We start from the raw sequence: 23,309 nt of genomic DNA, 5'->3' as shown, positions 1-23,309 counted from the left end.
ATTATAACCACTATTGAGGCAGTGGTTCAAGTTGCTGGTGGCTCAAAATGTGGCTCTTTTGCCGATCGCAAGCTAGGGCAATCATCGCTGCGTTGTCGGTGCAAAGTTCAAGTTTCGGGATTAAAACTCGCTCGTGAAGTTGACTAAATTCGTGGCGGAGTCTAGAGTTAGCGGCCACCCCTCCGCTGAGGATGATGCTGCCGTACTCTTGAGAGTGGAGGTGTCTCTTAAAAGTTTCAATCACGTAGTTGCAAACGTGATATTGGAAACTTTTGGCCACAAGCAGTTTTTTTTCAGTTGAAATTGGTCGGTTTTCTCGGAGATACTGCAAGACTTTCGTTTTGATGCCAGAGAAAGAAAAATCACCCTCTTCCAAGAGATCCAAACTAAAATCAATTAAATTTTCGTTAGCGTAATCACGGCTAATTTTGTCAATCGCCGGACCACCGGGAAAACCAATTTCAAGCGCTCTTGCCACTTTGTCAAACGCTTCACCCAGTGCGTCGTCGCGCGTCTCGGCCAAAAGTTGGAAAGTTAAGTAATTATCAACTCTTCAAATTTGGGTGTGACCGCCCGAAACAACTAGCGCTAAAGCCGGGAAAGTAATTTTGCCGCTAAACTCAACGCTCAAAATGTGGCCGTGCAAATGATTAATGCCAAAAATGGGTTTTTGGTAAACAAAGCTGAGTGCTTGGGCCGTTAGTCTTCCGATGTGGAGCGAACCGATTAAACCAGGTTTTTCGGTGTAAGCGATCGCATCAACTTTTGAAAGGTCAAACCGGTTAATTAAACGGGGTAGCAGTTCGGCTAAGTTTTGACTGTGTAAACGCGCGGCGAACTCGGGCACTGTCCCGCCAAAGTGGCGGTGAAATTCGGCCTGACTTTTTTGCTCCAAAGCCAAAATTTGACCGTCTTGGTAGTAAGCGATCGATGTGTCGTCGTGCGATGTTTCAAAAGCTAGAATTTTCATACGGCAGCCTCCGGTTCTTTCAGGTAAATCGGCTCTAGTTTGGCTAGGTTATCGGCTTTTTTAAAGTGGTCAAGTACTTTGGTTGGGTGTTTAAAAAAAGCCCGGTAGTAGTCAAAAGGCTCGCTCGGGCAAAGTCGGACTAGTTGGCAATTTAGTCGACCGTTTTCAATTTGACCAAGGTAACTTTGGGTTTTGGAAGCTTTTAAGTAGTAGGTGCCGTCAACTTGGTTAGTGATAAAAGAGAAAGTGCTAGCGACTCAAAGCTCGGCCTGAGTGGTCAAAGCGATGCTGCGTGCTAAAACCAGGCTAGCGCGACTGCCCATGAAAGAACCCGGTCCCAGCGTAACGTAGTAGCGACTGATTTGGTCAGCCCGGAGAGAGTTTTCACTCATCAAATCTTGAAAGACTTGGGCAAATTTTCACTTTTTTCCCGGCAGTCTAAAAGGTGACGCGTCCAGACGATGTGATCGTCTTTAACCAGCGCCACAAAAAGGTCGGGCAAAGTTGTTTCAAAGATAACTTTGTACATAGCAGAAGTATTTTAACTCTAAAAACGTGCTCTTAAAAAGTTAATCTTGCTGCCAAGTTTAGACCACTTAACTTCGTATTCGCTCGGAAAGTTTTTTTGCTCGCCCAACTCGGCGTGCCAATCGTAACTAACTTGCTCAAGTTTGAGACCAAAATCTTGGATCAACGCCAGCGACTGGTCAAAAAAGACACGGTTATCAGTTTTAAGTTGTAAGATGCCGCCCGGTCTAAGCATCGCTTGGTAAATTTTTAAAAATTTTGGATCAGTTAAACGTCTTTTGGCGTGCCGCTTTTTAGGTCAAGGATCGGGAAATGTTAACCATATTTGAGCTAACTTACCTTGGAAAAGACGGGGTAAATGCTCCGCGTCACCCACCATGATTTTTAAGTTTGGAACAAAATGGTGAATTTTATTGAGAATAAAACTAACCGCCGCGAGATTTTTTTCTAAACCCACAAAAGGCTGCTTATGTTTGTAATTTGCTCAGGCGACTAACATCGCTCCCTTGCCCGTTCCGATTTCCAAGATCGTGTCTTTTTCAAGTTGGTAAGGACAAGTTTTAATTAGGTAAGGCGAGCGAATAAAACGGTCGATGAGAGATTGCTTCTTACGGAGGTGCACGCTAGAATGATAGGGAAAAAGTCTATAATTCTGGCAGAAAGTTAACGATCGTGAACTGAAAAATTCCCCGTCCCAGAGGTTATTGATCCTCCATTCGAAGCACTCGCAACTTAGTTGGTTGAGGCGTTGGAGTGCTCTTTTTAACTGCGATTGGTTCGCTGGGTCTGAGCATTTACGCTTTTACCCGCGGTTTTGGCGAGTTAAAACGCTCAGTCACACCGGCTCAGTGAATGGAAATTTCTTACTGTGGCGTACCGATTCGCGAGCGGAATTTGAAACATTTTGGCACCGAGACAGAGCCGCTTTGGTTTTTGGGCGACCGCGGTTTAGAACTTCTCAAACAAAGAATTGACCGCGACTTAGGTGTGGGACCGGAAATTTACTCGCTCAAAGAAATCATTTTGACCGAGGAGGGTTCTGACGCGCTAATTTCCGATTCGGTTAACGGCACTTACTACCCGGGTACTTCGCAAATCATCATTAACACCAGTCCGCTAGTCAACATTTTTTCTAACCGGGGTCAAGCGCCCGACCACTCTTTCTTAGAGACTAAGGTGGAACTGCTATTTCAAACGCTTTACCACGAGTACCGTCACCACGAAGCTAACGCCTGACTAATGAACTTAGAAATTGATGATTTAACCTGGGTCAGCAAAGAGATTTATTCTCAACCCAACGTTGTTCAACCTTGAAACCAGTACTTCCTAGGCAAGTTCAAAGAACTGCTTCGCTACGATGTGCCTACACCGCTTTACGGCGAGCCTTACATTTACGACAATTTCATTTCCAACCAACCGCTTCTTGACACGATTAAACTAAAACAGAACAACCGCGCCAAAACGGTTCGAGTCAAATCAATCGGAACCGTTTACGATTCCAAAACGCTTTTTGAAATTGCTAACAGTTCTGAGCGCGACTTTAGCAAAATTTGGGAAGGTTTTGAAAGAAACGAAGGTTACGCGTTTTCACCAGCTTACCCAGATTGGGAATGGGCGCCCATCAACCCTGAAAACGCGAGCGAACGAATTTCGTACCTTTTCTCAATTCACGAACTTTTTGCCCGTAAGTACATGCAACTTACCATGCCATTTCGCGAACGTGATTTAGTGCTGCGTTCAGGCACTTGGCAATCGCCTTACGACGACAGGCACCAAAACTTAACGCTTTACCTTCGCGACACGCTAATGTACAGCGAAGGTTTTCAGCAAAACGATGTTTACTTAAACGACCGTCCTTTTGCTGACCAAAGTACATCAAGCGGTTTAATTAATTTGTGGCGCGAGCACAATGGGCACTTTAACTCGGCCGATTTAGCTTTGATTTGACACGAAAACACAGCCCGTAATTTGAGCAACGTTAAAGGCGGTATTGTCAGAGTACCGATGAAATCAGACGAAGAAGTAGACCGGATTAAATTCGCAGGTTGGTTAGATCCGACCCAAACCGATTACAACTACGTCGGGTATTTGAAGGAAGATGGCAGTTTTCGGGCGATCCCGATTATTAAACATCCACGTCCTTACGATTACCATGCGCTGACTCACTTAGCTTCTGATGTGCGCTCGATTTACTCCTCGGTTGATAGCCACACGTTTTACGTGACTAACGGGGAAAGAGACGGTTGACTCCACGGACCTGAGTTAGTTGGCAAAATTCTTTACTTTGCCAAGGATGAGTTTGGTCAGGATCTGAAAGCTTTAGAATCGTTACGGCGTTCGCAAACTGGACCTGTTTGAACCAAAAAGTTTTCTAATCCTCAGCGGGCTAAAAAAGTCGGACGTACTTACCAAGCCGTTTTAAGCGCTGACCAAAAAAGCGTGCAAATCAGTTTGCTTAACAATGCTTAAGTCGTTTAGTTGAAAGGACAATTAGTGGATGTTTCTTTGCCGGTCATGAACTCGATTATTAACGTTCAAGCCTACAAACACGACGGTACGCTTTACCGCCAGTGGAACGGCGTGAAAGTTGTTGAAGTTTCACAGTACTCAATCGCTCTATTAATGTACAAAACTAAGGTCCAGGAAAGAAAAGGTTCACGCTGGGTGATGCGCGAACCGCTCGTTTGATTTTTTCCCTTGGACGGCTTTTTTAACACGATGTGTTTAATTCGTCACACCGGCATTTACTACTACGTTAATTTGTCTTCACCGCCTTTTTTGAAGACAACACAATTAAGTTTATCGATTACGATTTGGACATTAAACTTTACCCCGGCGAGAAAACGCGCGTTGTTGATTATCCCGAATTTAACCGCCACGTGAGCAAGTACGGTTACCCGCGCCGACTAGTTAAAAAAGTCCACTCCACTGTTAAACACGTTTTAGACTTAATTCACTACCGCGAAGACATTTTTGACCGGCAAATTTTTGATGACTTTGTTAACTACCTAGTTTCCCAGCGTTACTTACCCCAAAAGTATTGGCGTTAAGATTTGATTTTGGCCAACTCTGAAGTTAGTGCCTCAACTTGAGCAAGTTCGATTTCTTGCGTTTTACGAATTGCTTCCTCAACTTTTTGCTCAATTTTGGCGCTGTCAATGATTGACAAAGATTGGATGGCGTTATCCGCTCCGAGCGTAATAATTTGACGCCCTTAGTCGCGCGTCCGCTGACACTCACTTGTTCAAGTGCTGTGCGAATGGTAATCCCTTTTTTAGTCGTAACCAAAAGGTCTTCGTAACCTTTGACGATCCGAACAAACCGCAGTTGACCGGCTTTTTTCGTGTTCAGACTAATTACCCCTTTGGCGCCGCGGTTAGTTTGACGGTACTGGTCAATCGGAGTCAGTTTACCAAAACCTTGTTCCCCAATCGCGAGCAGTTTGTCTTCCGCGTGACGCGAATAAGAAAGTCCCACTAACTTTTCACCGGCTGATAAGTTGAGTTTAATTCCTCGCACTCCGGCCGCACTTCGACCCATTGGACGAATTTGTTCGACTCCAAACCGAGCTACCCGACCGCCCGAAGAGCCTAAAACGATTTGGTCGCCTTCTTTGACAATTAAAGCTCTGACCAATACGTCATCTTCGCGTAGTCCGAGCGCCCTTTTACCGTTGCGGTTAATTCGCGCGTATTCGCTTAGCAAAGTTCTTTTAACTACTCCTTGCTCGGTGGCAGTTAAAAGGTAATGCTCAGGTTTATACTCGCTTAGACTGAGCAGCGAAACTACTTTTTCGTTTTTATCTAGGTCAGGAATTACGTTGACAAACGGCGTTCCCTTGGCTTGCTTAGAAGACTCTGGTATTTGGTGAGCGCGGATGCGGTAAACTTTGCCGACCGAAGTAAAAATTAGTAAGTCGGTGTGAGTTGAAGTAGTTAAAATCGAATCAACTTGGTCGTCTTCGTAAGTGCTCATTGAACGAGCTCCAACACCGCCTCGGCGCTGAATTTGAAACTGCTCAAGTGGCACTCTTTTCACATAACCTTTGGCGCTCATCGTGATGGCGATATCTTTTTGGGGAATTAAATCTTCGTCGTCAATCGCGATTAAACCTTCCACGATTTCGCTCCGACGCACATCGCTGTACTTAGTTTGAATTTCGCGTAGTTCGCTAATGATAGTTTGAATTAGCAAGTTCTTATCGGCTAAAATGGCTTTCAGTTCGGTGATTTGTTTTTCTAAGTCAGCCAGTTCCTCGCGCATTTTCTCCGTCGCCAAACTAGTTAGCCGACCAAGTCGCATGTCAATAATCGCTTTAGTTTGTTCGGGCGACAAATTAAAACGAGTTTGTAAAGCGTTTTGAGCCGCTTGGTCGTGTTGGGCTTTCTTAATAATTTGGATCACGGCATCAATGTTTTCCACTGCCACTTTAAGACCTTGCAAAACGTGGGCACGCGTCTGGGCTTTGTTTAAATCGTAAGTTGTGCGACGAGTTAACACTTCCACTTGGTGTGCTAAGTAAACGCTGAGCATTTCTTTGAGTCCCAAAGTTTTGGGTTGACCCCCGACTAAAGCAAGCATGTTAATGCTGAAGTTAGTTTGTAAGTTGGTCATTTTAAAAAGGTGGTTGCGAACTACTTCGGGCACAACATCACGTCTTAGTTCGATCACAATTCTCATCCCGTGTCGGGAAGTTTCGTCGCGTAAATCAGTGATGCCATCCAGCGCTTTATTTTTAACCAACTCAGCGATTTTTTCCACTAAGTGAGCTTTGTTAACTAGGTAAGGAATTTCGGTGACGATAATTCGGTGCTTACCGTTTTTAAGCGTTTCAATTTCGGTTTTTGAACGAATGCAAACCGATCCGCGACCGCTTTGGTAAGCGTGGCGAAGTCCGCTGACACCGGTAATTAATCCGCCCGTGGGAAAGTCGGGAGCAGGTAAGACTTGCATCAGTTGTTCGGTAGTTACGGCCGGGTTTTGGGCGAGCATAATTAGCGCTTCAATCGTTTCACTTAAGTTGTGCGGCGGAATGTTAGTTGCCATTCCGACGGCAATTCCAGTCGCGCCGTTAGCAAGTAGGTTGGGGAAACGAGCTGGTAAAACCGCGGGTTCTTTTTCCGACGAGTCGTAGTTGTCCACGAAGTTGACCGTCTCTTTTCTAATTCCGTCCAGCATCAGAGCCGCGTGTTTAGACATGCGAGCCTCGGTGTAACGCATCGCTGCGGCCGGGTCTCCGTCGATTGAACCAAAGTTTCCGTGTCCGTCGACTAGTTGGTAACGCATCGAAAAGTCTTGGGCCATTCGAACCATTGCCTCGTAAACTGGACTATCGCCGTGCGGGTGGTATTTCCCGAGCACGTCTCCGACGATCCGAGCCGATTTTTTGTAAGCCACATTTGGCAAAAGACCCAGTTCGTGAAGACCGTAAAGAATCCGGCGGTGAACTGGTTTAAGACCATCGCGCGCGTCGGGCAAAGCCCGCGCTACGATGACTGACATAGCGTATTCTAAGAAAGATTGGCGCATTTCCTTGGAAATTCCGACCGGCGAAAGGCCGTCAATGTCGTCGCTAATGATTTGCGAACTAATTTCGGGTTCGCTTTTGGGCGAGGCTAATTCGTTTTGCTCAGTTGGATCGGAACTATCAAGGTCAGCTTTTGGTTCTTCGCCAAAAATTGTGGCGATTTTTTCGTCTTCGCCCTGGTATTTTTTATCGTCGTCGTCAAAATTATTAAACATAGTTACTCCGTTAGACCTCCACCCGGGCGTAGCGGGCGTTTTCCTGAATGAATTCGCGGCGTTTTTTCCACGTCGTCACCCATTAGAATTGAAAAAGTTAAGTCGGCCGCAGCTGCGTCTTCGATTTGAACTTGCTGCATTTTACGGCGTTCAGGATCCATGGTTGTTTCCCAAAGCTGACCAGGATTCATCTCTCCTAGCCCTTTGTAACGTTGGAGCGAAATTTTTGAGTTAGCGTCTAGTTCCTCAACAAGTTGCTCTTTTTCTTTTTCGCTGTAGGCGTAAAAAGTTTGTCGACTAGTGGTGATTTTGTAGAGCGGCGGTTGGGCGATGTAAACAAAACCGTACTCAATTAAAGGCCGCATGTGGCGGTACAAGAAAGTTAAGAGCAAAGTGCGAATGTGAGCCCCATCCACGTCAGCGTCAGTCATAATAATCACTTTGTAGTAGCGCAGTTTTTGAAGATTGAACTCACTGGCCACGCCGGTACCTAAAGCGGTAATTAAAGAACCAATTTCATTGTTTTTGAAAACTTTGTCAATGTGAGCTTTTTGAGCATTAATCACTTTTCCTCGCAGCGGCAAGATGGCTTGGATTTCCCGGTTTCGACCCATCTTAGCGCTGCCGCCGGCCGAGTTACCCTCAACAATAAAGAGTTCCGAATCAGCGGCACTTTTAGTTGAGCAGTCGGCTAATTTGCCGGGCAAAGAACCGATTTCAAACGCGTCCTTGCGGAAAGTTGCCTCGCGAGCAGCTTGGGCGTTAAACCGAGCGCGTTGGGTCAGCATCACTTTGTCAATAATTTGACGCGCTTCAAAGGGATTTTCGAGTAAAAATCTTTCTAAGCTGTGGGACAAAATTTTGTTAGTAGCTGTGCGAGCATCGCGATTAGCCAGTTTACCTTTGGTTTGCCCCTCAAACATTGGGTTCGGGTGGCGAATTGAGATAATCGCCGTTAAACCTTCTTTGACATCTTCGCGCGTTAACTTTTCCTTCTCGTTTTTGAAAATCTTGTTTTCTTCGGCGTAGTTATTAAAAATGCGGACTAAAGCGTCCATAAAGCCAGTTACGTGGGCTCCGCCCTCGTTAGTGGCGATGTTGTTGGCGTAAGAAACGATGTTGCTTTGGAAAGCTTGGTCGTATTGCATCGCAACTTCGACTTGCACGGTACCTTTTTTCGCCGTTAAACTCGCCTTGGGCGTAAATGATTTGCTCGTGGAGAGCAGTTTTACCAACGTTGAGATCGTTCACATACTGCTTAATTCCGCCTTCAAAGCAAAACTTGCGCTCAATGATTTGCTCACTCCGAGCGTCGGTGACAGTTAAGGCTAAGTTGCGGTTTAGGTAAGCGGTTTGACGAACTCGGTCAACAATGCCGGCAAAATCCCACTCGTTTTTTTCCATGATCGTAAAATCAGGCACGAAGCGGATTTTTGTGCCCGTCTTTTCGCTTGTCCCAACTACCTCAAGCGGTCCAGTTGGTTGGCCGCCGTTTTCAAACTTTAAGGCGTGAATTTTCCCATCGCGTTCAACTCAGACTTCAAAAACGCTCGCTAGAGCGTTAACAACCGAAGCACCGACTCCGTGGAGTCCGCCCGAAACTTTGTAAGTTTCAGAATCAAACTTACCACCGGCGTGGAGACGAGTTAAAACAGTTTCAAGCGTGGAAAGACCAGTCGACGGGTGAATGTCAACCGGAATTCCGCGTCCGTTGTCGCTAATTGTAACTCCGCCCTCAGCATCCAAAATGATGTCAATTTTAGTCGCAAAATTGGCCATTGCCTCGTCAACCGAGTTATCCAAAATTTCCCACACTAGGTGGTGTAAACCGCGCGTGCCAGTTCCGCCGATGTACATCCCTGGCCGGGTACGAACGGGCTCTAAACCTTCTAAAACTGCGATACTAGTCGAATCGTATTTTTGCACCAAAACCCCTTGCTAACTAGATTTACTTACCAAAGTAAATTACTAAGAAATTATACCATAAATTGGCGTCTTATTGGTCATTAACCGCTTACGAAATGGAGTTTAAAGTCGGTTTTGTCAATCTGACCAATTGAACTATAATAGCAATTATACAATGGATATTCTTATCATCGGCGCCGGACTTTCGGGAGCCGTCATCGCCTACCAAGCGGCTCAAGCTGGCCGGGAAGTTTTAGTGATTGAACAGCGTCCCCATGTGGCGGGTCACATTTACGACAAAAACGTGTCAGGCGTGATGACCCACGTTTACGGTCCCACATTTTTCACACTAATGACGAGACTGTTTACCGTTTCATGAGTCAGTTTTGGGAGTTAAACGGTTACCACAACCGGGTACTTGGCAAAGTTGACAACCACCTAATTCCGATCCTTTTAATTTCACCGGCGTAGACCAGTTTTTTCCCGACCAGGCTGAGCAAATTAAAACGGCTTTAAAAACAACTTACGGAATTGACCAGCGCGTTACGATCGGCGAACTCCGTAAAAACCCGGATCCACTAGTTCAAAAGGTAGCCGATTTTGTGTACCGGAAAATTTTCGCTAACTACACCCGTAAAATGTGGGGTAAAGACCCGAGCGAACTTGATCCGAGCGTTTTAGCTCGCGTGCCAGTTATGATCGGTTACCAGGACCGTTACTTCTTTGACAAATATGAGGGCTTGCCAATTGAGGGCTATACCAAGAGCGTGGAAAAAATGCTGGCTCACAAAAACATTAAAGTTGTTTTGAAAACCGATGCGAGCGATTTAGTCAGTTTTCGGGACGGCAAAATTTATTACCGCGCTAAAGAAATTAAAATTCCGGTTGTTTACACGGGTCCGATTGACCAGCTTTTTAGTTACCGCTACGGACTTTTAGAGTACCGCTCGCTTGACATTAAAGTTCAAACTTTGAACATTGACCAGTTTCAACCCGTCGGGGTAGTCAATTACCCGGCCGACCCAACGATGACTCGGATTAGCGAATACAAACACATGACAGGTCAAAAAGCGACTGGCAAAACGGTGATTACCCGCGAGTACCCAGGTGCTTACGAGCCTGATTCACCTCGTTTTGGCACGCGCTACTACCCGATGATGACTGACCAAGCTAAAACCGCTTACCAAAAATACCAGAGCTTAGCCAGTCGCTACCCTAACCTTCACCTCGTCGGTCGTTTGGCGACTTTTAAGTACATAAACATGGACCAGGCGGTTAAAATCGCGCTGGAAAAAAGCAACTGTCTTGCTGGGAGAAAAACCAGACTAGCCGTGAAAAGACCGCTTTATTCGCTCGTTATTCCTTGTTATAACGGTCAAGATTTTTTGCCGCTTGCACTGCACTCGGTCGTTAACCACCAAATGATTAAGCGTAACTTAACTCGTCTTTACGAGGTAATTGTGATTGACGATGGTTCAAGCGACGACTCGCTTCGAGTCGCGCGCGAACTGGCGCGCGGTTATAACGCCTTAGTTCGACCGGACTTTATTCGGGTGATTGCTCAACCTAACGGCCAATACGGCAGCGTGATCAACCACGCCCTTAAGTTGGCTCGGGGAATTTACTTTAAGATTTTGGACGTTGATGACACTTTTAGCACCGACGATTTCATCAAACTGCTTTACATTAGCGCCGGACTTTCTTCGCAAGTGGACGTGATTGTAACTGACCACACGTTTGAAAAAATTGGCGTTAACAAGACTTACCGCAAATCTTTCCGCAACTACATCGAACCGTTTCGAATCATTGACACACGTCAAATCGCTTTACCCAGCGATTTAATCACGATGCACTCGCTTGTTTACCGGCTAGATTTTTTGCGCAAAATTAAGTACCGTCAACTGGAAGGTATTTATTACACCGACAGTCAGTTCGCCTTGATTCCGCTTTTACAAGTTAAGTCTTTTTACTATGTGCCCCTACCGCTTTATCGCTACTACGTTGGTCGGGATGAACAATCGATCAACATCAAAGTGATGGTTAAAAACGCCTTGCATCAACTAGAAGTTTTAACCACGATTTGACAGCAAGTCAACTTAGACAAAATTTACTCGCGTAAAATGCTTTTCTACGCGATCATCGCGCTCAGGCGCTTAGCCCAGTGGCGAATTTTAATTATTGTTAAAGACCCGAGCATCTCAGCTAAACACCGGGCGATTATGAACACGCTCAAAATGCTTTTGGGTCTCCAACCTAAGTACGGACGGCTAATTTTAGGCGGCGCCTTTTTTGGTCTAGTCCGCTTCACGCGCGGTTACATGATTGCGACCATCATCCGGATTGGAGCCATTATTTACTCGCGTTTTAAAACTAACATCATGGCCGAGTGGGGTTAAGCGGTTTAAAAAGACTAAAATTAGAGAGTGAAATTCGTTGACGAGTGCCAAATTGAAGTCCGAGCCGGTAAAGGCGGTGACGGCATCATTTCTTTTCGCCGGGAGAAAAAAGTACCCCGGGGTGGTCCTGACGGCGGAGATGGCGGCCGCGGTGGCAACGTTTTTTTAAAGGGCGACAGCGGTTTAAACACGCTAATTCACCTTCACCAACTCAAAATTATTCAAGCCGAGGACGGCGCAAACGGTCAGTCGAAAAACAAAACTGGTGCTGGCGGTCAAGACCTATACGTCAAGGTCCCGCTTGGCACGCTTGTTTACGAGCGGGGCAAACTAGTTCACGATATCGTTAAGTCGGAAAATTACTTAGTGGCTCAAGGCGGAACGGGCGGTCACGGCAACGCCCGGTTTAAGTCGGCTCGCAATCCCGCTCCGCGACTTTGCGAAAACGGCCGACCAGGTCAAAAACGCCGGCTTGATTTAAGTTTAAAAGTTTTAGCCGACGTAGGTTTAGTTGGTCTTCCTTCGGTCGGCAAATCATCTTTGCTCGGTCGTCTTTCCCAGGCTAAGGCTAAAGTCGCTGACTACCCCTTTACAACTTTGGTACCCCAACTTGGATTAGTTAAAGTCGGTGATTTTTCGTTTGTGTTAGCCGATTTGCCCGGTTTAATCGCCGGAGCTAGTGAGGGCAAAGGACTTGGTCACGCCTTTTTAAAACACGTGCAAAGAACCCGCGTAGTCTTACACGTGCTTGATTTAGGTAAGGATGAGGGCGACTGGTGAAAAGACTACCAGACCATCCGCCACGAACTAGTTAGTTTTGACAAACGATTGGCTAATTTACCAGAGTTAGTTGCGGCTAACAAAAGCGACTGCCCGGGTTTTGAAAAGCGCTACCAAAGCTTAGTCCAAAAACTGGGACCCGAGCGAGTTTTAGCGCTCTCGGCTAAAACCGGCGCTGGTTTGCAAACGCTCAAACAGCGTTTAGTTAATCTTTTAGAAAAAGTCGGGCCAGCTCAGGTCAGCGCGGAAGAGACAGACTTAGTGATTGAACTGACTGACCAAACTGCTCCGACCCAAGTTCGAAGAATTGGTCCGGGCAGTTTTTCGGTTACGGGCAGCGAAGTTGAAAAAATTTGCCAAAGAATTCCGCTCAATTCGCTTGACAACATTCGGCGTTTTAACCGTAAAATGCGTCAGCTCGGCGTTTGGGACCAGCTGGCTAAACTGGGAGCTAAGGCAGGTGATAACGTCAAAATCTTTGACCATCAACTCACTTGGGAAACTGATCCTGATTTATAATTAGGAGCAACTAAAAATGAAAAGTTACCACGCTTACTTAGTTAGTTGATTGCGCAAAAAACTGGCGTCTGCTCGAGCCAAAGGATTTATTTTTGGTCTTTCGGGCGGTGTTGATTCGGCGCTAGTCGCTAGTCTCTTAAAAGAGGCGGCCGGCGAGCGAGTTTTAGCAGTTTTAATGCCAATTGAAAGAGACAATGAAATTGCTAACGCTCAGTTAGTTGTTAACCAGCTCGGCATACCTTCTAAGCTAGTTGACTTAAGCGATGTTTACCGGCTTTTGACAACTAAACTTGAACTTAGCAATCATTTAGCCCGAATTAACTTAATGCCGCGGTTAAGAATGCTAACTCTTTACGCCCTTGGTCAAGAGCGGCAGTTTTTAGTGGTCGGAACGACAAACCGTGCCGAGTGAAACTTAGGTTATTTCACTAAGCACGGCGACAGCGGCGCCGACCTTTTTCCGCTTCTGCACCTAAGTAAGACGCAAGTTTGACAACTTGCTCGTGAGTTAAAAGTGCCCGAAAAGATTATTCAGCAAACGCCTAGCGCCAACCTTTATCCGGGTCAAAGCGACGAAAAAGAACTCGGCCTTTCTTACTTAGAAATTGATGCCTTCCTAGCCGGCGAGTCGGTGTCGGTTGCCAGTCGGCAAAAAATTCAAGATCTTGTCCAAACTAGCGCCCACAAGCGTGAACCTATTTCAAGCCCATTAAGTCCTGAAGAATTTGCAAACTCGGCAAAAGGCGTTTAAAAGTTAACCGGTCGCTCGGTCGAATGTCGTAAAACTTAATCGAACCCACGACCATGAAGTAGATAAAATAACCAGCCCGGTAGTAATTGGAAACATAACCACTACCAAGCGCGACAAAAGTTGCTAAAACGTTGCCGTAACGGTCGCAAACAACTACGTCATAAGGTTGCTGAAAAAACAAAGTGTTGAAAGCCTTTTTTTTGCGTAAAAGTCACATGCGACCGTACTGCGGAGTTTTGAATTTGCGCAGCCACTGGTAAGTTTGCCGGTGTAAAGTGTGCGAAACGACTAGCATATCTTCCATCGGACTTTGATTTAAAAAAGGTTGATACTCTTGCCGCGCGGCTTTTTTTAACCGCGGAAAAGCGAGGATTTTGATGACCTTGAGCCACTTCATAATATAATCCATTATAACTAATGGCCGGACACAGTAAATGAGCGAATATCAAACATCGCAAAGGCGCCCAAGACGTTAAGCGGGCTCAGACATTTGCGAAAATATCCAAGGAAATCATGGTTGCCGTCAACTTGGGCGGGCCTGATCCTCAAGCTAACCCGACACTCAGAAACGCGATTAGCAAAGCTCGTGCCGCTTCAATGCCTAAAAAAAACATTGAAAACGCGATTCAAAAAGCGAGCGGCAGCGGAGCGGGTAAAAACTACAAAGAATTTGTTTACGGAGCGAACGTGAACGGAGTCGCCTTTTTGATTATCTGTTTAGCTGATAACGCCAACCGCGTCAGCTCCTCGATTCAGTCTTACTTTAACAAAGCTAACGGCAGCGTGGTCAGCTCTTCAGCAGTCAGCTACATTTTTGAGCGGAAAGGACTTTTGGAGTTTGCCCGCAGCGCCAACCAAAGCGACGACCAATGGATGTTAAACAGTCTAGAAAGCGGCGCGCAAGATTTTGAAGTAGGTCCCGAGAGCTACTTTGTTGAAACGTCTCCCCAAGATTTTCAAGCGGTTAAAACTGCTTTAGAAAAACGGGGCATTAACGAATGAATGAGCGCTGAGGTGACTTTTTGCCGAATTTAGAAGTTAAACTACCACCCGAAAAAGCGCGAAAAATTTTAAGTTTAGTCGAAAAAATTGAAGCCGATGAAGACGTCCAAGCCGTTTACCACAACTTAGACCCGGCTTCGCTGGAAGAATAGACAATTTGCTAAATTAATTTTTAGGCGCTGGATCAGATGTTTTTGTCTGGGCTGACTGAGCAGGCGGTTTTTGAATTTTCTGTTGGACAAAAAGGTCAAGGCGAGAAATTTTACGACTGCCGTTGTTGGGATGCAAAACGCCTTTGCTAACGGCTTTGTTAATCACTTTGTGAGCTTTGGATACTAGCGGCTGGCTTTGAGCAGGGTCAGTTAAAACAGCCTGACGAGCTTTTTTAAGCGCCGTCTTAACTTGGGATTTAACCGCACGGTTACGAACGTTTTGACGTTTGATTTTGGCGATGTTTTTAATTTTGGCTTTAATGCTGGCCATAGGCTCCTCCGCGAAAGTTAGATAAATTATACGCAAATTTTTCTTTTACGTGGCGATTTTTGTCCTTATAATCTTGGTAATGTTTTTAACTAGTCCTAGTTTTACCCAAGCCTCCGTTTGAACGCAGGCTAGTCTTGGTTATTACATCGGAATTGCTGGCGGTTTAACTCTAATGATCGCGGCGGCAATTTGGCTAGTTTATTACTTAACCAAAAGTTATGTTTACCGCAAACTGGTTCGCCGGGTTGGTTTAGTGGCCCAAAAAGCGATCGCCGATGACATTAAACTTTGGGCTCGCCACACCTCAAACAAGTACATTGAGTCGGCGCTAGTTAAAAATGAGCAAGACGAGTGGATTCAAATTGATGGAATTTTGTTGACTAGCCAGGCTTTAGTGGTCGTTAAAGTCAAATCTTTAAGAGGGATGATCCGGGGTGAGGCTGACCAGCCTACGTGAAAGCGAAACTACCAGGGCAAAACCGAACTGGTGACTAACGCAGTTTTAGAAAACGATCTTCACATCAAACTCTTACAACCGTTTTTGCCAACCAAACTAGCGACGCTCTCTTTGGTTATTTATTCCAACAAAACCGCCTTGGTAGAAATTGCGAATTTACCAAGTCACGTGATTGTTACGCGCCACGTTGATCTTTTTGCTGTCCTTGACCAAATTAGCGCTAAACTACCTGTCAGTTTATCTAACAAAGTTAAAAAGCAAACAGCCAGAGTTTTAAAAAATAACCTTAGTTTCCGTGCCCGCGACAAAATCGTCTACGAGCGCTTAGCTCAGGCGAGCAAGGATTAAAGGTGAAAATAATCTTAGCTGGCAGTCCGTCTTTTGTGGTGGATACTTTTGCTCTCATCGCCCAGCATTTTGAAGTTGTGGCAGTTGTTTCAAAGCCTGACGCGAGAGTTGGTCGGGGTCAAATTCTCACGCCCACACCAGTTAGCATGTGAGCTAGTCAGCAAAATTTGCCGCTTTTAAAACCAACCCGAGCGAGCCAACTTGAAAAGATGCTCAAAAGTTTTGATTTTGATTTGCTCCTAACTTTTGCCTACGGATTTTGACTACCTGATTCAGTGCTTAAAATGGGTCGCCTAAAACCGCTTAACATCCATGCGTCGCTTTTACCGCTTTACCGCGGGCCGAGCCCAGTTCACTATGCCTTGGCCGACGGAGCAGATCAAACCGGAATTACGTTAGTTGAGATGGTTCGACAAATTGACTCGGGTCCGATTTATTTCCAAGCCAAAACTAAGCTTAGTCAGCAAGATAACTTAGCGAGCGCTTTGTCTAAACTAGTTAGTTTAACTAATGCTAAGATTGTCGGCTGGCTTGAAAAAGTCGCCACTGGCCAAGTTAAATCCCGACCCCAAGACCACGCCATCGCCAGCCAAACCCGCAAAATTGACCAGCATTTCCGGGTGCTGAGCCCGAGTTAACTATTAAGCAAAGTCTTAACCGGATTCGCGCGCTTAGTCCCAGCCCAGGGGCTCTTTTTAAGATAGGCGAAACAGTGATGAAAATTTTTCGCGCTTGCCCTTCAAAGATTAAAGACGCGCCGGTTATCAATTGTGAAGACGGCGTACTTTTTGCTTGCGATTGGCAAGTGCCCAGTCGGAAAAGGCAAACCCGCCAATGCTAAAAATCTTGCTCGCGACAACTAACGCTCACAAAGTTGAGGAGTTCACGGCGCTTTGAAAAAGTTATGACCCTGATCAATTAGCGGGCCAACTTTTGATTCTTAAAAGTTTGCCTGAAGCACCCGAAGAGGGCGCAAGTTTTGCCGCCAACGCCGCTTTCAAAGCGCGCTTTTACTACGAGCTTTACCGCCAACCAGTTTTAGCTGATGACTCGGGTTTAGAGGTTCAGGCGCTAGGTAACTTTCCGGGACTTTACTCGCGTCGCTGACTCAAAGACGCTCCGTTTCGAGTTAAGTCGTTCGCTCTTTTGGCTCAGCTCGGTTCGCAAGATAACTCGTGCCGTTATCGCTCGGCGATTGCTTACTGCGACCAAAACGGACTGCGAGTTTTCGAAGGGGAAGTAAGCGGGAAACTGGTAGTGCCAGTCGGTCCCGATGGCTTTGGTTTTGACCCGGCTTTTTACTTGCAAAGCGAGCAAAAGGTGTTTGCCGAGTTAGATTTAGCTAGCAAAAATAAAATTAGTCACCGGGGTCGGGCTTTTGCACGTTTTTGGAATTTTTGACAGCAATTGATTGAACAAGTTGCCAAGGATGCACCTTAATTAAAGTGCGGCGGAAAAAACGTTTTTTGGCCGGCATGATTTGGTTGAGAATGTCGTTGATGGCGTTAGATTGGGTTAGAAAGGGGTTGTGCTTAGTTCGGGCAACACCACCACTTTTTGACCTAATTCCTGCTCAACGAAGTTGACAAAGCGACTTGTTTCAACGATTCGGTCTTGGTCACCGATAATGAAAAGCGGTGTTTTCCGGAGACTTTGCCGGTACTGGTCTTTGAGAATTTCGCTCATGTACTCCGTATTAAGTAGGTAGTTTTTAATGATTGGTACGAAGCGACCTTGTTGGTCGCAAATCTCTTTGACCACCGCGTTTTTATCAACTAGTGACTTGTAAATTTTAGCGCCAGCTTTGACCAACATGTTTTTGAGGCTTTTGTGAATTCCTTGACCGAAAAATAAGTCGTAAAGAGCGGTTCAGTTGCGGGCGTAAATCATGTGAGGGTTAATGGCGGCCACGTAAACCACTCGTTTAACTTTGCTTAGTTTGCTTAGGGCGGCCACAATTCCGCCGCCGAGCGAATGACCAACTAAAACAATTTTGCGGCTTTTGACATTATTTTTAATGAATATTTCAAGCAACTTCACGTAAAAGTCAATGCCCAGTTCGGCTTCGTCGTGATCTAAGTAGCGACTGCCAGGTAAGTTCACCGAAATGATGTTGTAGTTAGTTTTTAAACCAAAGACTGGTTTAGCAAAATCGCTTGATGAATTAAATCGTGGACAAAAATCGCCGTCCAACGCATGTTTTTATCTTGCAAGTGGTAGGAAATAAACGACTGGTTAATTTTGATTTTAACTAGCGCATCTTCGGTTGTTTCAATTTTTTCGCTCATATTTTCCCCTAGGTTCCATAACCGCTAATCGTCACGTTTAGCGTACCGACTACGTTAGCATAAGTAATTAAAAAGCGGCCTTCAATTTGACCGTTTTGGTCGTCAACCCTGCTGACCAAAAGGCGAGCCTCCCAGTTTTTTAGACCGTTTAACTCCAGTTTAACGCCCAACTTTTCGGGCTCGTAAAACTGACCCACTTCAACTATTTGGGAAGGTAAAAGGTGGTTTCAATCGCTCTTGAGTTCATGACCAGCTTTTTCGAGCGCCTGGTTTAGGTCGTTTCAGTTTTGGGAGTAAAATCCGCCCACGTAAATAAGACGCCGACTAATGTTTTCGTTTTTTTGAACCACTGTTTCCAACGTAATCTCACCGTTTATATCGTCAATTCGAACTACCCGAAAGCGAAAAACCACGCCCGTGATGGAAGGAGTGCGTTGCTCAACGCCAAGCTCTGATAAGTCGCCGATGATTTGGTTTTGGCGCGCCACTTGACTCGGATACTGACTCATTCAACTAGTTCTTAAGTTGCCAATAATGTCAAGTAGAGCGTCAAGTTGCCGGTCTTTTTGCTCGTGGATTGTCTGGGGTTTTTGCCAGCAACTAAGTCCGGTTAAAGGAGCAGATAAGACTAACAGACTGAGTGCGCCACGAGTTTTGAAAGTTAGTCACAGTTTCTTGGTTAATTGAGACTTTGCCATTAGCTAGGTGGCTCCGTTTGTTCAAAAGGATTTTTTCTCGAATTACGCCGGGCAATTTTCCACTTGTGGCGAGCGATCCTTTTTTTAATTTCCACTTCCCGTTCAAACTGGATAATCTCGTGGGTCAGTTGGTTGAGTTGGTCGCGAATTTTGTCGTCTTTCATCACTTTGCGAGCCGCTTTAGTTTTAATTCGAGCAAGTACTTGTTTACGGTGCAGCAGCGCGTCGTTGTCATGACTAGCCAGATACTTGTGGTTAAAACGAACCAAAATGTAGTTGTGGACAATGACCATGACTCCGATCAAAAAGTAAATGGTTAAAAGCGCTCCGATCATCTTGCCAAGACTGAGGTAAAACTCGCCTTTGAAGTCGGTAATTGCGTAGGGGTCTTTTCAAACTAGCGCCACTAAGATGTAGTAAAAGGCGTAGATGATTGGTCAAGTCATCGCTTTAAAAACAAATCTCTCGCGCAACAACGACGCGCTTTTGTCTTGGATTAAGAAAATCACCGAGTAAAAAGTGACAAAAAACGGCAAAAAGGCGTGGACCACCAAAGTAACTAAAAAACTTCAGACCGGAATTCGCGCGCCCGAAACTTCAATTCGGACGCCGCTCAAGTAAGAAAACCAGTAAATCAGCGCGATGGTAATTTCGTAAATCGTGACGATGCTCAAAGTGCGCTGGGAACCAATTCAACGCAACCACTCGGGCAAATCGCGGTTAACGCCGAAAAACCGGAAAAAGAGGTAAAAAATCATCAAAAGAGTGGTTAGCCAAGTGAACTGGGTCATCATTCACAAAAAAGTTTGGTCTTCGGTCAAAAAGTTGGCGCCAGTAAGGGTCTTCTAGGTTGGGACCGCCCGCCGCAGTTTGTTCGCCGCTAATGATAGTTTTTCATCAATCGGGGTAAAACTGCCCGTCTTTGAGACCAAAATCAAGTAGGACGGCGATCGTAAAACGGGCCAAAAAAGTTACGATTGCTAAGAACAAGAAGCATCCGAGAAAGACTTTGTTAGCTCGCATTTGCCGCGCGCGTGCGAGTTCTCCGCGCATGAATTCCAGTCTGTGCATCTTCTCCCTCATTTTAGCAAAAATATTTCTGACCCGTTTTTGTCAAGCACTTTTACTTGACATTAAAATTTCAATCATGGTAAGATTAGTGCGAAGGAGTGGAAAGTATGGTTAAACTAAGACTGAAACGAATCGGCAAAAAATTCAGCGCTTTTTACCGAATCGTAGCGGCTGACAGTCGTGCCCCGCGCGACGGTCGTTTCATTGAAGAAATCGGCTACTACAACCCGCACAGCAAAGAACTTTTTATTGACGTGGAACTGCAAAAAAAGTGACTTAGCTACGGTGCTCAACCCTCGCCCACTGTTAAAACACTTTTTAAACAGTACGATCAAACTAAAGCCGAAAAAGCAGTTTCCAAAAAAGAAACCGCTAAAAAAAACTGCTTCTAAAGCCAAAGTCGCCCTTTCGTAGTTATGCGTCTGAACATCGTCACGCTTTTCCCGCGTTTTTTTGAAGTCTTTGCGGACGAGTCGATCGTTAAACGCGCGATTGAAAAAAAGTTGGTAACGGTTAACGTGGTTAATTTGCGTGATTTTTCGCTCGACAAACACCGCCGCGTGGACGACCAGGTTTACGGCGGAGGTCAGGGAATGCTGCTCCAAGTCGAACCGATTGACCGGGCTTTGAGCGCTCTGGTGGCAAAAAAATCTTGCTCACTCCGCAAGGACAAGTTTTTAACCAGAAGTTAGCGCGTCAACTGGCTGGTGAAAAAGAGCTCACGCTCGTCGCGGGACATTACGAAGGTTTTGACGAACGGGTACGCTCGCTAGTTGACTGGGAGATTTCAATCGGCGACTTTGTTTTGACTGGCGGCGAAATACCTGCTTTAGCCCTGGCTGACGCGGTAATTCGTTTAGTGCCGGGCGTGATTAAAGCTAGTTCCCAAGACGACGACTCTTTTAGCAACGATTTGCTTGAGTATCCCCAGTACACTCGACCTCGCTCGTACAAAGGGATGGAAGTTCCGCCCGTTTTACTGAGCGGCGACCACCAAAAATTAACCAGTGACGCCAAGAGCAAGCACTGGCCAAAACTCGGTCTAAACGACCAGACTTATTAAGGAGAAAAAAACATGCGTCATAAACTATTAACCCACGTTGATGAACAATCGCGCCGCGACGACTTAGGCGATTTCCGCCCAGGCGAGAATGTCAAAGTTTACGTTCGAATTCGCGAGGGCAGCAAAGAGAGAATCCAAGTTTTTGAAGGACTAGTCATCGCGATTAAAAACAGCGGGGCTTCCAAGTCTTTCACGGTTCGCAAAATTTCTTACGGCATTGGAGTTGAGCGAACTTTCCCGCTCAATTCACCGATCATTTCCCACGTGGATGTGGTTCGTCGCAACAAGGTTCGCCGAGCGAAACTATACTACATGCGCGAGCGAAGCGGTAAAGCGGCTCGTCTGAAACAAATCGTGGCTAAAAAAGCCGCTCCTAGTGCTCCTAATCAGTCGGCTAAGAGTCGTTAAGTTTGCATTTAACCAGTGTTGTATAATTTTACTTAGTTAAGCATTAATGCGACTGGAGCTTTAAAATGCAAAAAACACTGGTAATCAACTCCGGAAGTTCCTCGGTTAAAGCGAAAGTCTTTGACCAAAACCTAGAACTTCTGGCCCAAGTTTTGCTTGAGAAAATCGGCGAAAAAACGGCAACATCAAATTTACTCGGCCCGGCAAGTCTTTCAAAAAGTCTTGCCTTTGAAAGACCATGAAACGGCTTTTAACACCTTAATTAAACTTTTAAAAAGCGAGGGAGTCGTGAACGACTTATCCAGCGAAATCGCACTGGTCGGTCACCGGGTAGTCATGGGCGGCAGTTTTTACCAGCGAGCCACTTTGGCAACGCCGAAGTGTTAGAAGAACTTGCGGCTCTTAGCCACCTAGCTCCACTTCACAACCCGCCTAACTTACTGGGCGTCAAATTAATGCTCAAACTCGTCTTAGCTCCGAACGTTTAGTTTTTGATACCGCCTTTCACCAAAGTTTGGATGAGAGGCGTTTTTTGTATCCAATTCCCCGTTACCTTTTTGAAAAACACCTGGTGCGCAAGTACGGAATGCACGGAATTATTACCAGTACAACTTGCACCGCTTTTGTCAGGAGAGCAAAATTGACCGTCCGAGTTTGATTATTTTTCACCCTTGGCAACGGCTCTTCGGTTTGTGCGATTAAAGACGGTAAGTCAGTTAACACATCGATGGGACTCACTCCGTTAGCCGGGCTGATGATGGGAACTCGCTCGGGCGACATCGATCCGGCCGTGGCGATTTTTCTCCAGCGGCAACTAAAACCTAGACTACCAAGCAGTCGATGATTTGCTCAACCGTCAATCTGGTCTTTTGGCGATGAGCGGATTTACCAATGACATGCGCGAGATTGAGAAGGCCATCGCTGAGGGTCAGCCCAAGGCCGAGCTCGCGTTTGAAATGTACGTCGACCGCTTAGTCAGTTACTACAGCGCTTATCTGAACGAACTTGGCAACCAAATTGACGGAATTATTTTACCGGCGGTATCGGGAAAAACAGCTTAAAAGTTTTGCGTCGTTTCGTGGAAAAAGTTAGCGTCTCTAAACTAGTTTTAGAAACGCAAATCGATTTATTTGGGCCTAAGTGGGTCAAGGTATCAACCCGCGCTTCCCAGTTTGCCATTTACGCTTCGGAAACCGACGAGGAGATTGAAATCGCCCGCCAAGGCCTTGAACTGATTGGACTCAGACAACCACTGATCGGGAGACAAGACTATGAATAAACACCCTCTAATTAGCGCGCTGATTAAAACGATAACCGATTACCCTGAGCAAATTCGGATCGGTTATCCCGATGGCGCTGACCCACGCATTTTAAAAGCCGTCCAAAAACTAGCGGAACTGTCCAATGTCAAAACCGTGGTGATTAGTCCGGAGATGATTAATACTTATCCGCGTCAAAAAATAATTGACCTTCTGACTGAACTTCGCGGCCAAAAAAACGACTCCGAGACAATCGCACGTTGGGCTAGCGATCCAACTACTTCGCGATGTGTTTAGTCAAACTCGGCGAGTTAGACTGCGTGGTCGGCGGAGCAACGGTTCCGACGGCCGAAGTGCTTCGCCCGGCGTTTACAAGTCATTGGTACGCGCCGCAAGCTTGTCACTTCGTTTTCTGGATGAGCAAAGACCAAACTAACCTTTTTCTGGGCGACGCGCCATCGTGCCCGAACCTAGTTCAGACGAGTTAGTTGAAATTAGTCAGTCGGTGGCAGCGGGCGTGAAAAGTCTTTTTGGCATCGACCCCTACTTAGCTTTGCTTTCATTTTCAACTAACGGTAGCGGAGGAAATAAGTTGCCCAGCGTTTTAAAAGTTCGCCAGGCGAGTGAAACTTTGCCCAGCA

28 protein-coding genes and 2 pseudogenes are annotated in these 23,309 nt (G+C 45.9%); 18 read left to right on the top strand and 12 right to left on the bottom strand.

Going from position 1 to position 23,309, the window contains the following annotated elements; all coding sequences use genetic code 4:
• Positions 1-10: 10 nt before the first annotated feature.
• The 3 genes from tsaD to trmB form a co-directional block, all read right to left on the bottom strand.
• A complete protein-coding gene (gene tsaD / locus CSH31_RS00855) occupies positions 11-970 on the bottom strand; it encodes a tRNA (adenosine(37)-N6)-threonylcarbamoyltransferase complex transferase subunit TsaD (protein ID WP_127942649.1) in 960 nt (319 codons plus the stop codon).
• Positions 958-1,362 (bottom strand): hypothetical protein, encoded by a 405-nt coding sequence (locus tag CSH31_RS00850; RefSeq protein WP_128008491.1) that lies wholly within the window; start codon positions 1,360-1,362, stop codon positions 958-960. The genes tsaD and CSH31_RS00850 overlap by 13 nt, the downstream gene beginning before the upstream one ends.
• A 155-nt stretch (positions 1,363-1,517) precedes the next feature.
• Entirely contained in the window at positions 1,518-2,120 is a 603-nt protein-coding gene (gene trmB / locus CSH31_RS00845; RefSeq protein WP_128008490.1) for a tRNA (guanosine(46)-N7)-methyltransferase TrmB, read from the bottom strand.
• Between the two features lie 131 nt (positions 2,121-2,251).
• Between trmB and CSH31_RS00840 the strand changes: the two genes are divergently transcribed.
• The 3 genes from CSH31_RS00840 to CSH31_RS04300 are packed head-to-tail and all read left to right on the top strand — an operon-like array spanning position 2,252 to position 4,548.
• A complete protein-coding gene (locus tag CSH31_RS00840) occupies positions 2,252-3,967 on the top strand; it encodes a hypothetical protein (protein WP_128008489.1) in 1,716 nt (571 codons plus the stop codon).
• A 9-nt stretch (positions 3,968-3,976) separates the two neighbouring features.
• Positions 3,977-4,408: a hypothetical protein gene (locus tag CSH31_RS00835; RefSeq protein WP_128008488.1), complete on the top strand. Its 432-nt coding sequence runs from the start codon at positions 3,977-3,979 to the stop codon at positions 4,406-4,408.
• A complete protein-coding gene (locus CSH31_RS04300; protein ID WP_161565621.1) occupies positions 4,378-4,548 on the top strand; it encodes a hypothetical protein in 171 nt (56 codons plus the stop codon). The genes CSH31_RS00835 and CSH31_RS04300 overlap by 31 nt, the downstream gene beginning before the upstream one ends.
• Positions 4,549-4,573: 25 nt before the next feature.
• On the opposite strand, the gene gyrA is transcribed toward CSH31_RS04300, so the two are convergent.
• Both gyrA and gyrB read right to left on the bottom strand, forming a co-directional pair.
• Positions 4,574-7,240 (bottom strand): DNA gyrase subunit A, encoded by a 2,667-nt coding sequence (gene gyrA, locus CSH31_RS00830; protein ID WP_128008487.1) that lies wholly within the window; start codon positions 7,238-7,240, stop codon positions 4,574-4,576.
• A gap of 10 nt (positions 7,241-7,250) precedes the next feature.
• Positions 7,251-9,169, bottom strand: a pseudogene (gyrB, locus tag CSH31_RS00825) (DNA topoisomerase (ATP-hydrolyzing) subunit B).
• A gap of 127 nt (positions 9,170-9,296) precedes the next feature.
• Between gyrB and CSH31_RS00820 the strand changes: the two are divergent.
• From CSH31_RS00820 to nadE, 4 genes are read left to right on the top strand one after another with little or no spacing between them, the layout of a single operon-like run.
• Complete coding sequence (locus CSH31_RS00820) at positions 9,297-9,542, top strand: FAD-dependent oxidoreductase (RefSeq protein WP_345775149.1); 246 nt, start codon at positions 9,297-9,299, stop codon at positions 9,540-9,542.
• Positions 9,532-11,541: a UDP-galactopyranose mutase gene (gene glf, locus CSH31_RS00815; RefSeq protein ID WP_128008485.1), complete on the top strand. Its 2,010-nt coding sequence runs from the start codon at positions 9,532-9,534 to the stop codon at positions 11,539-11,541. The genes CSH31_RS00820 and glf overlap by 11 nt, the downstream gene beginning before the upstream one ends.
• 27 nt (positions 11,542-11,568) lie before the next feature.
• Positions 11,569-12,840, top strand: coding sequence for a GTPase ObgE (gene obgE / locus CSH31_RS00810; protein WP_128008484.1), 1,272 nt, complete (start codon positions 11,569-11,571; stop codon positions 12,838-12,840).
• Between the two features lie 16 nt (positions 12,841-12,856).
• Positions 12,857-13,591 carry an NAD(+) synthase gene (gene nadE, locus CSH31_RS00805; RefSeq protein ID WP_128008483.1) on the top strand — a complete coding sequence of 245 codons (735 nt, stop codon included), beginning with the start codon at positions 12,857-12,859 and terminating at the stop codon, positions 13,589-13,591.
• On the opposite strand, the gene CSH31_RS00800 is transcribed toward nadE, so the two are convergent.
• Positions 13,536-13,988, bottom strand: a complete 453-nt coding sequence (locus CSH31_RS00800; protein ID WP_127942639.1) for a hypothetical protein — start codon at positions 13,986-13,988, stop codon at positions 13,536-13,538. The genes nadE and CSH31_RS00800 overlap by 56 nt on opposite strands.
• Positions 13,989-14,008: 20 nt before the next feature.
• Here CSH31_RS00800 and CSH31_RS00795 point away from each other — a divergent pair, with 20 nt between their 5' ends.
• Positions 14,009-14,626 carry a YebC/PmpR family DNA-binding transcriptional regulator gene (locus CSH31_RS00795; protein ID WP_236630681.1) on the top strand — a complete coding sequence of 206 codons (618 nt, stop codon included), beginning with the start codon at positions 14,009-14,011 and terminating at the stop codon, positions 14,624-14,626.
• Complete coding sequence (locus tag CSH31_RS04550; protein WP_236630680.1) at positions 14,590-14,745, top strand: YebC/PmpR family DNA-binding transcriptional regulator; 156 nt, start codon at positions 14,590-14,592, stop codon at positions 14,743-14,745. Before CSH31_RS00795 ends, CSH31_RS04550 begins: the two co-directional genes overlap by 37 nt.
• 13 nt (positions 14,746-14,758) lie before the next feature.
• On the opposite strand, the gene rpsT is transcribed toward CSH31_RS04550, so the two are convergent.
• Positions 14,759-15,076: a 30S ribosomal protein S20 gene (gene rpsT, locus CSH31_RS00790; RefSeq protein ID WP_128008481.1), complete on the bottom strand. Its 318-nt coding sequence runs from the start codon at positions 15,074-15,076 to the stop codon at positions 14,759-14,761.
• Positions 15,077-15,125: 49 nt separating this feature from the next.
• Between rpsT and CSH31_RS00785 the strand changes: the two genes are divergently transcribed.
• The 3 genes from CSH31_RS00785 to CSH31_RS00775 all read left to right on the top strand — a co-directional run bounded on the left by CSH31_RS00785 (position 15,126) and on the right by CSH31_RS00775 (position 17,321).
• Positions 15,126-15,881 (top strand): nuclease-related domain-containing protein, encoded by a 756-nt coding sequence (locus CSH31_RS00785; protein WP_128008480.1) that lies wholly within the window; start codon positions 15,126-15,128, stop codon positions 15,879-15,881.
• Between the two features lie 2 nt (positions 15,882-15,883).
• Entirely contained in the window at positions 15,884-16,519 is a 636-nt protein-coding gene (locus tag CSH31_RS00780; RefSeq protein WP_128008479.1) for a methionyl-tRNA formyltransferase, read from the top strand.
• A gap of 196 nt (positions 16,520-16,715) precedes the next feature.
• Positions 16,716-17,321: a non-canonical purine NTP pyrophosphatase gene (locus CSH31_RS00775; protein WP_128008478.1), complete on the top strand. Its 606-nt coding sequence runs from the start codon at positions 16,716-16,718 to the stop codon at positions 17,319-17,321.
• 75 nt (positions 17,322-17,396) lie between these two features.
• Here the strand turns inward: CSH31_RS00775 and CSH31_RS00770 are convergent, their stop codons facing one another.
• The 5 genes from CSH31_RS00770 to CSH31_RS00755 are packed head-to-tail and all read right to left on the bottom strand — an operon-like array spanning position 17,397 to position 20,016.
• Positions 17,397-18,074, bottom strand: coding sequence for an alpha/beta fold hydrolase (locus CSH31_RS00770; RefSeq protein ID WP_128008477.1), 678 nt, complete (start codon positions 18,072-18,074; stop codon positions 17,397-17,399).
• Positions 18,008-18,169 carry a hypothetical protein gene (locus CSH31_RS04295; RefSeq protein ID WP_161565620.1) on the bottom strand — a complete coding sequence of 54 codons (162 nt, stop codon included), beginning with the start codon at positions 18,167-18,169 and terminating at the stop codon, positions 18,008-18,010. Before CSH31_RS04295 ends, CSH31_RS00770 begins: the two co-directional genes overlap by 67 nt.
• 8 nt (positions 18,170-18,177) lie before the next feature.
• Positions 18,178-18,867, bottom strand: a complete 690-nt coding sequence (locus CSH31_RS00765; protein ID WP_128008476.1) for a lipoprotein 17-related variable surface protein — start codon at positions 18,865-18,867, stop codon at positions 18,178-18,180.
• Entirely contained in the window at positions 18,867-19,625 is a 759-nt protein-coding gene (locus tag CSH31_RS00760) for a hypothetical protein (RefSeq protein ID WP_148668991.1), read from the bottom strand. Before CSH31_RS00760 ends, CSH31_RS00765 begins: the two co-directional genes overlap by 1 nt.
• Positions 19,588-20,016 (bottom strand): hypothetical protein, encoded by a 429-nt coding sequence (locus tag CSH31_RS00755; RefSeq protein WP_128008474.1) that lies wholly within the window; start codon positions 20,014-20,016, stop codon positions 19,588-19,590. Before CSH31_RS00755 ends, CSH31_RS00760 begins: the two co-directional genes overlap by 38 nt.
• Positions 20,017-20,045: 29 nt before the next feature.
• On the opposite strand from CSH31_RS00755, the gene rpsP reads away from it, so the two are divergent.
• The 6 genes and pseudogenes from rpsP (at position 20,046) to CSH31_RS00715 (ending at position 22,965) form a co-directional block, all read left to right on the top strand.
• Positions 20,046-20,330, top strand: a complete 285-nt coding sequence (rpsP, locus tag CSH31_RS00750; RefSeq protein ID WP_128008473.1) for a 30S ribosomal protein S16 — start codon at positions 20,046-20,048, stop codon at positions 20,328-20,330.
• Between the two features lie 24 nt (positions 20,331-20,354).
• Positions 20,355-21,024: pseudogene (gene trmD / locus CSH31_RS00745) on the top strand (tRNA (guanosine(37)-N1)-methyltransferase TrmD).
• Entirely contained in the window at positions 21,014-21,409 is a 396-nt protein-coding gene (rplS, locus tag CSH31_RS00740) for a 50S ribosomal protein L19 (RefSeq protein WP_127942625.1), read from the top strand. The pseudogene trmD and the gene rplS overlap by 11 nt, the downstream one beginning before the upstream one ends.
• A gap of 156 nt (positions 21,410-21,565) precedes the next feature.
• Complete coding sequence (locus CSH31_RS04830) at positions 21,566-21,796, top strand: hypothetical protein (RefSeq protein ID WP_128008471.1); 231 nt, start codon at positions 21,566-21,568, stop codon at positions 21,794-21,796.
• 64 nt (positions 21,797-21,860) lie between these two features.
• Complete coding sequence (locus CSH31_RS04825; RefSeq protein WP_345775193.1) at positions 21,861-22,688, top strand: hypothetical protein; 828 nt, start codon at positions 21,861-21,863, stop codon at positions 22,686-22,688.
• On the top strand, positions 22,681-22,965 hold the full coding sequence (locus CSH31_RS00715; RefSeq protein WP_128008469.1) for a hypothetical protein: 285 nt from the start codon (positions 22,681-22,683) through the stop codon (positions 22,963-22,965). The genes CSH31_RS04825 and CSH31_RS00715 overlap by 8 nt, the downstream gene beginning before the upstream one ends.
• Positions 22,966-23,309: the final 344 nt, after the last annotated feature.

Origin of the sequence: Mycoplasma sp. ATU-Cv-508 (assembly GCF_004011945.1) — a bacterium.
Taxonomy (GTDB): Bacteria; Bacillota_I; Bacilli_A; order Mycoplasmatales; family Metamycoplasmataceae; genus RYZV01.
This window is presented reverse-complemented; position numbering and strand designations above follow the sequence as displayed.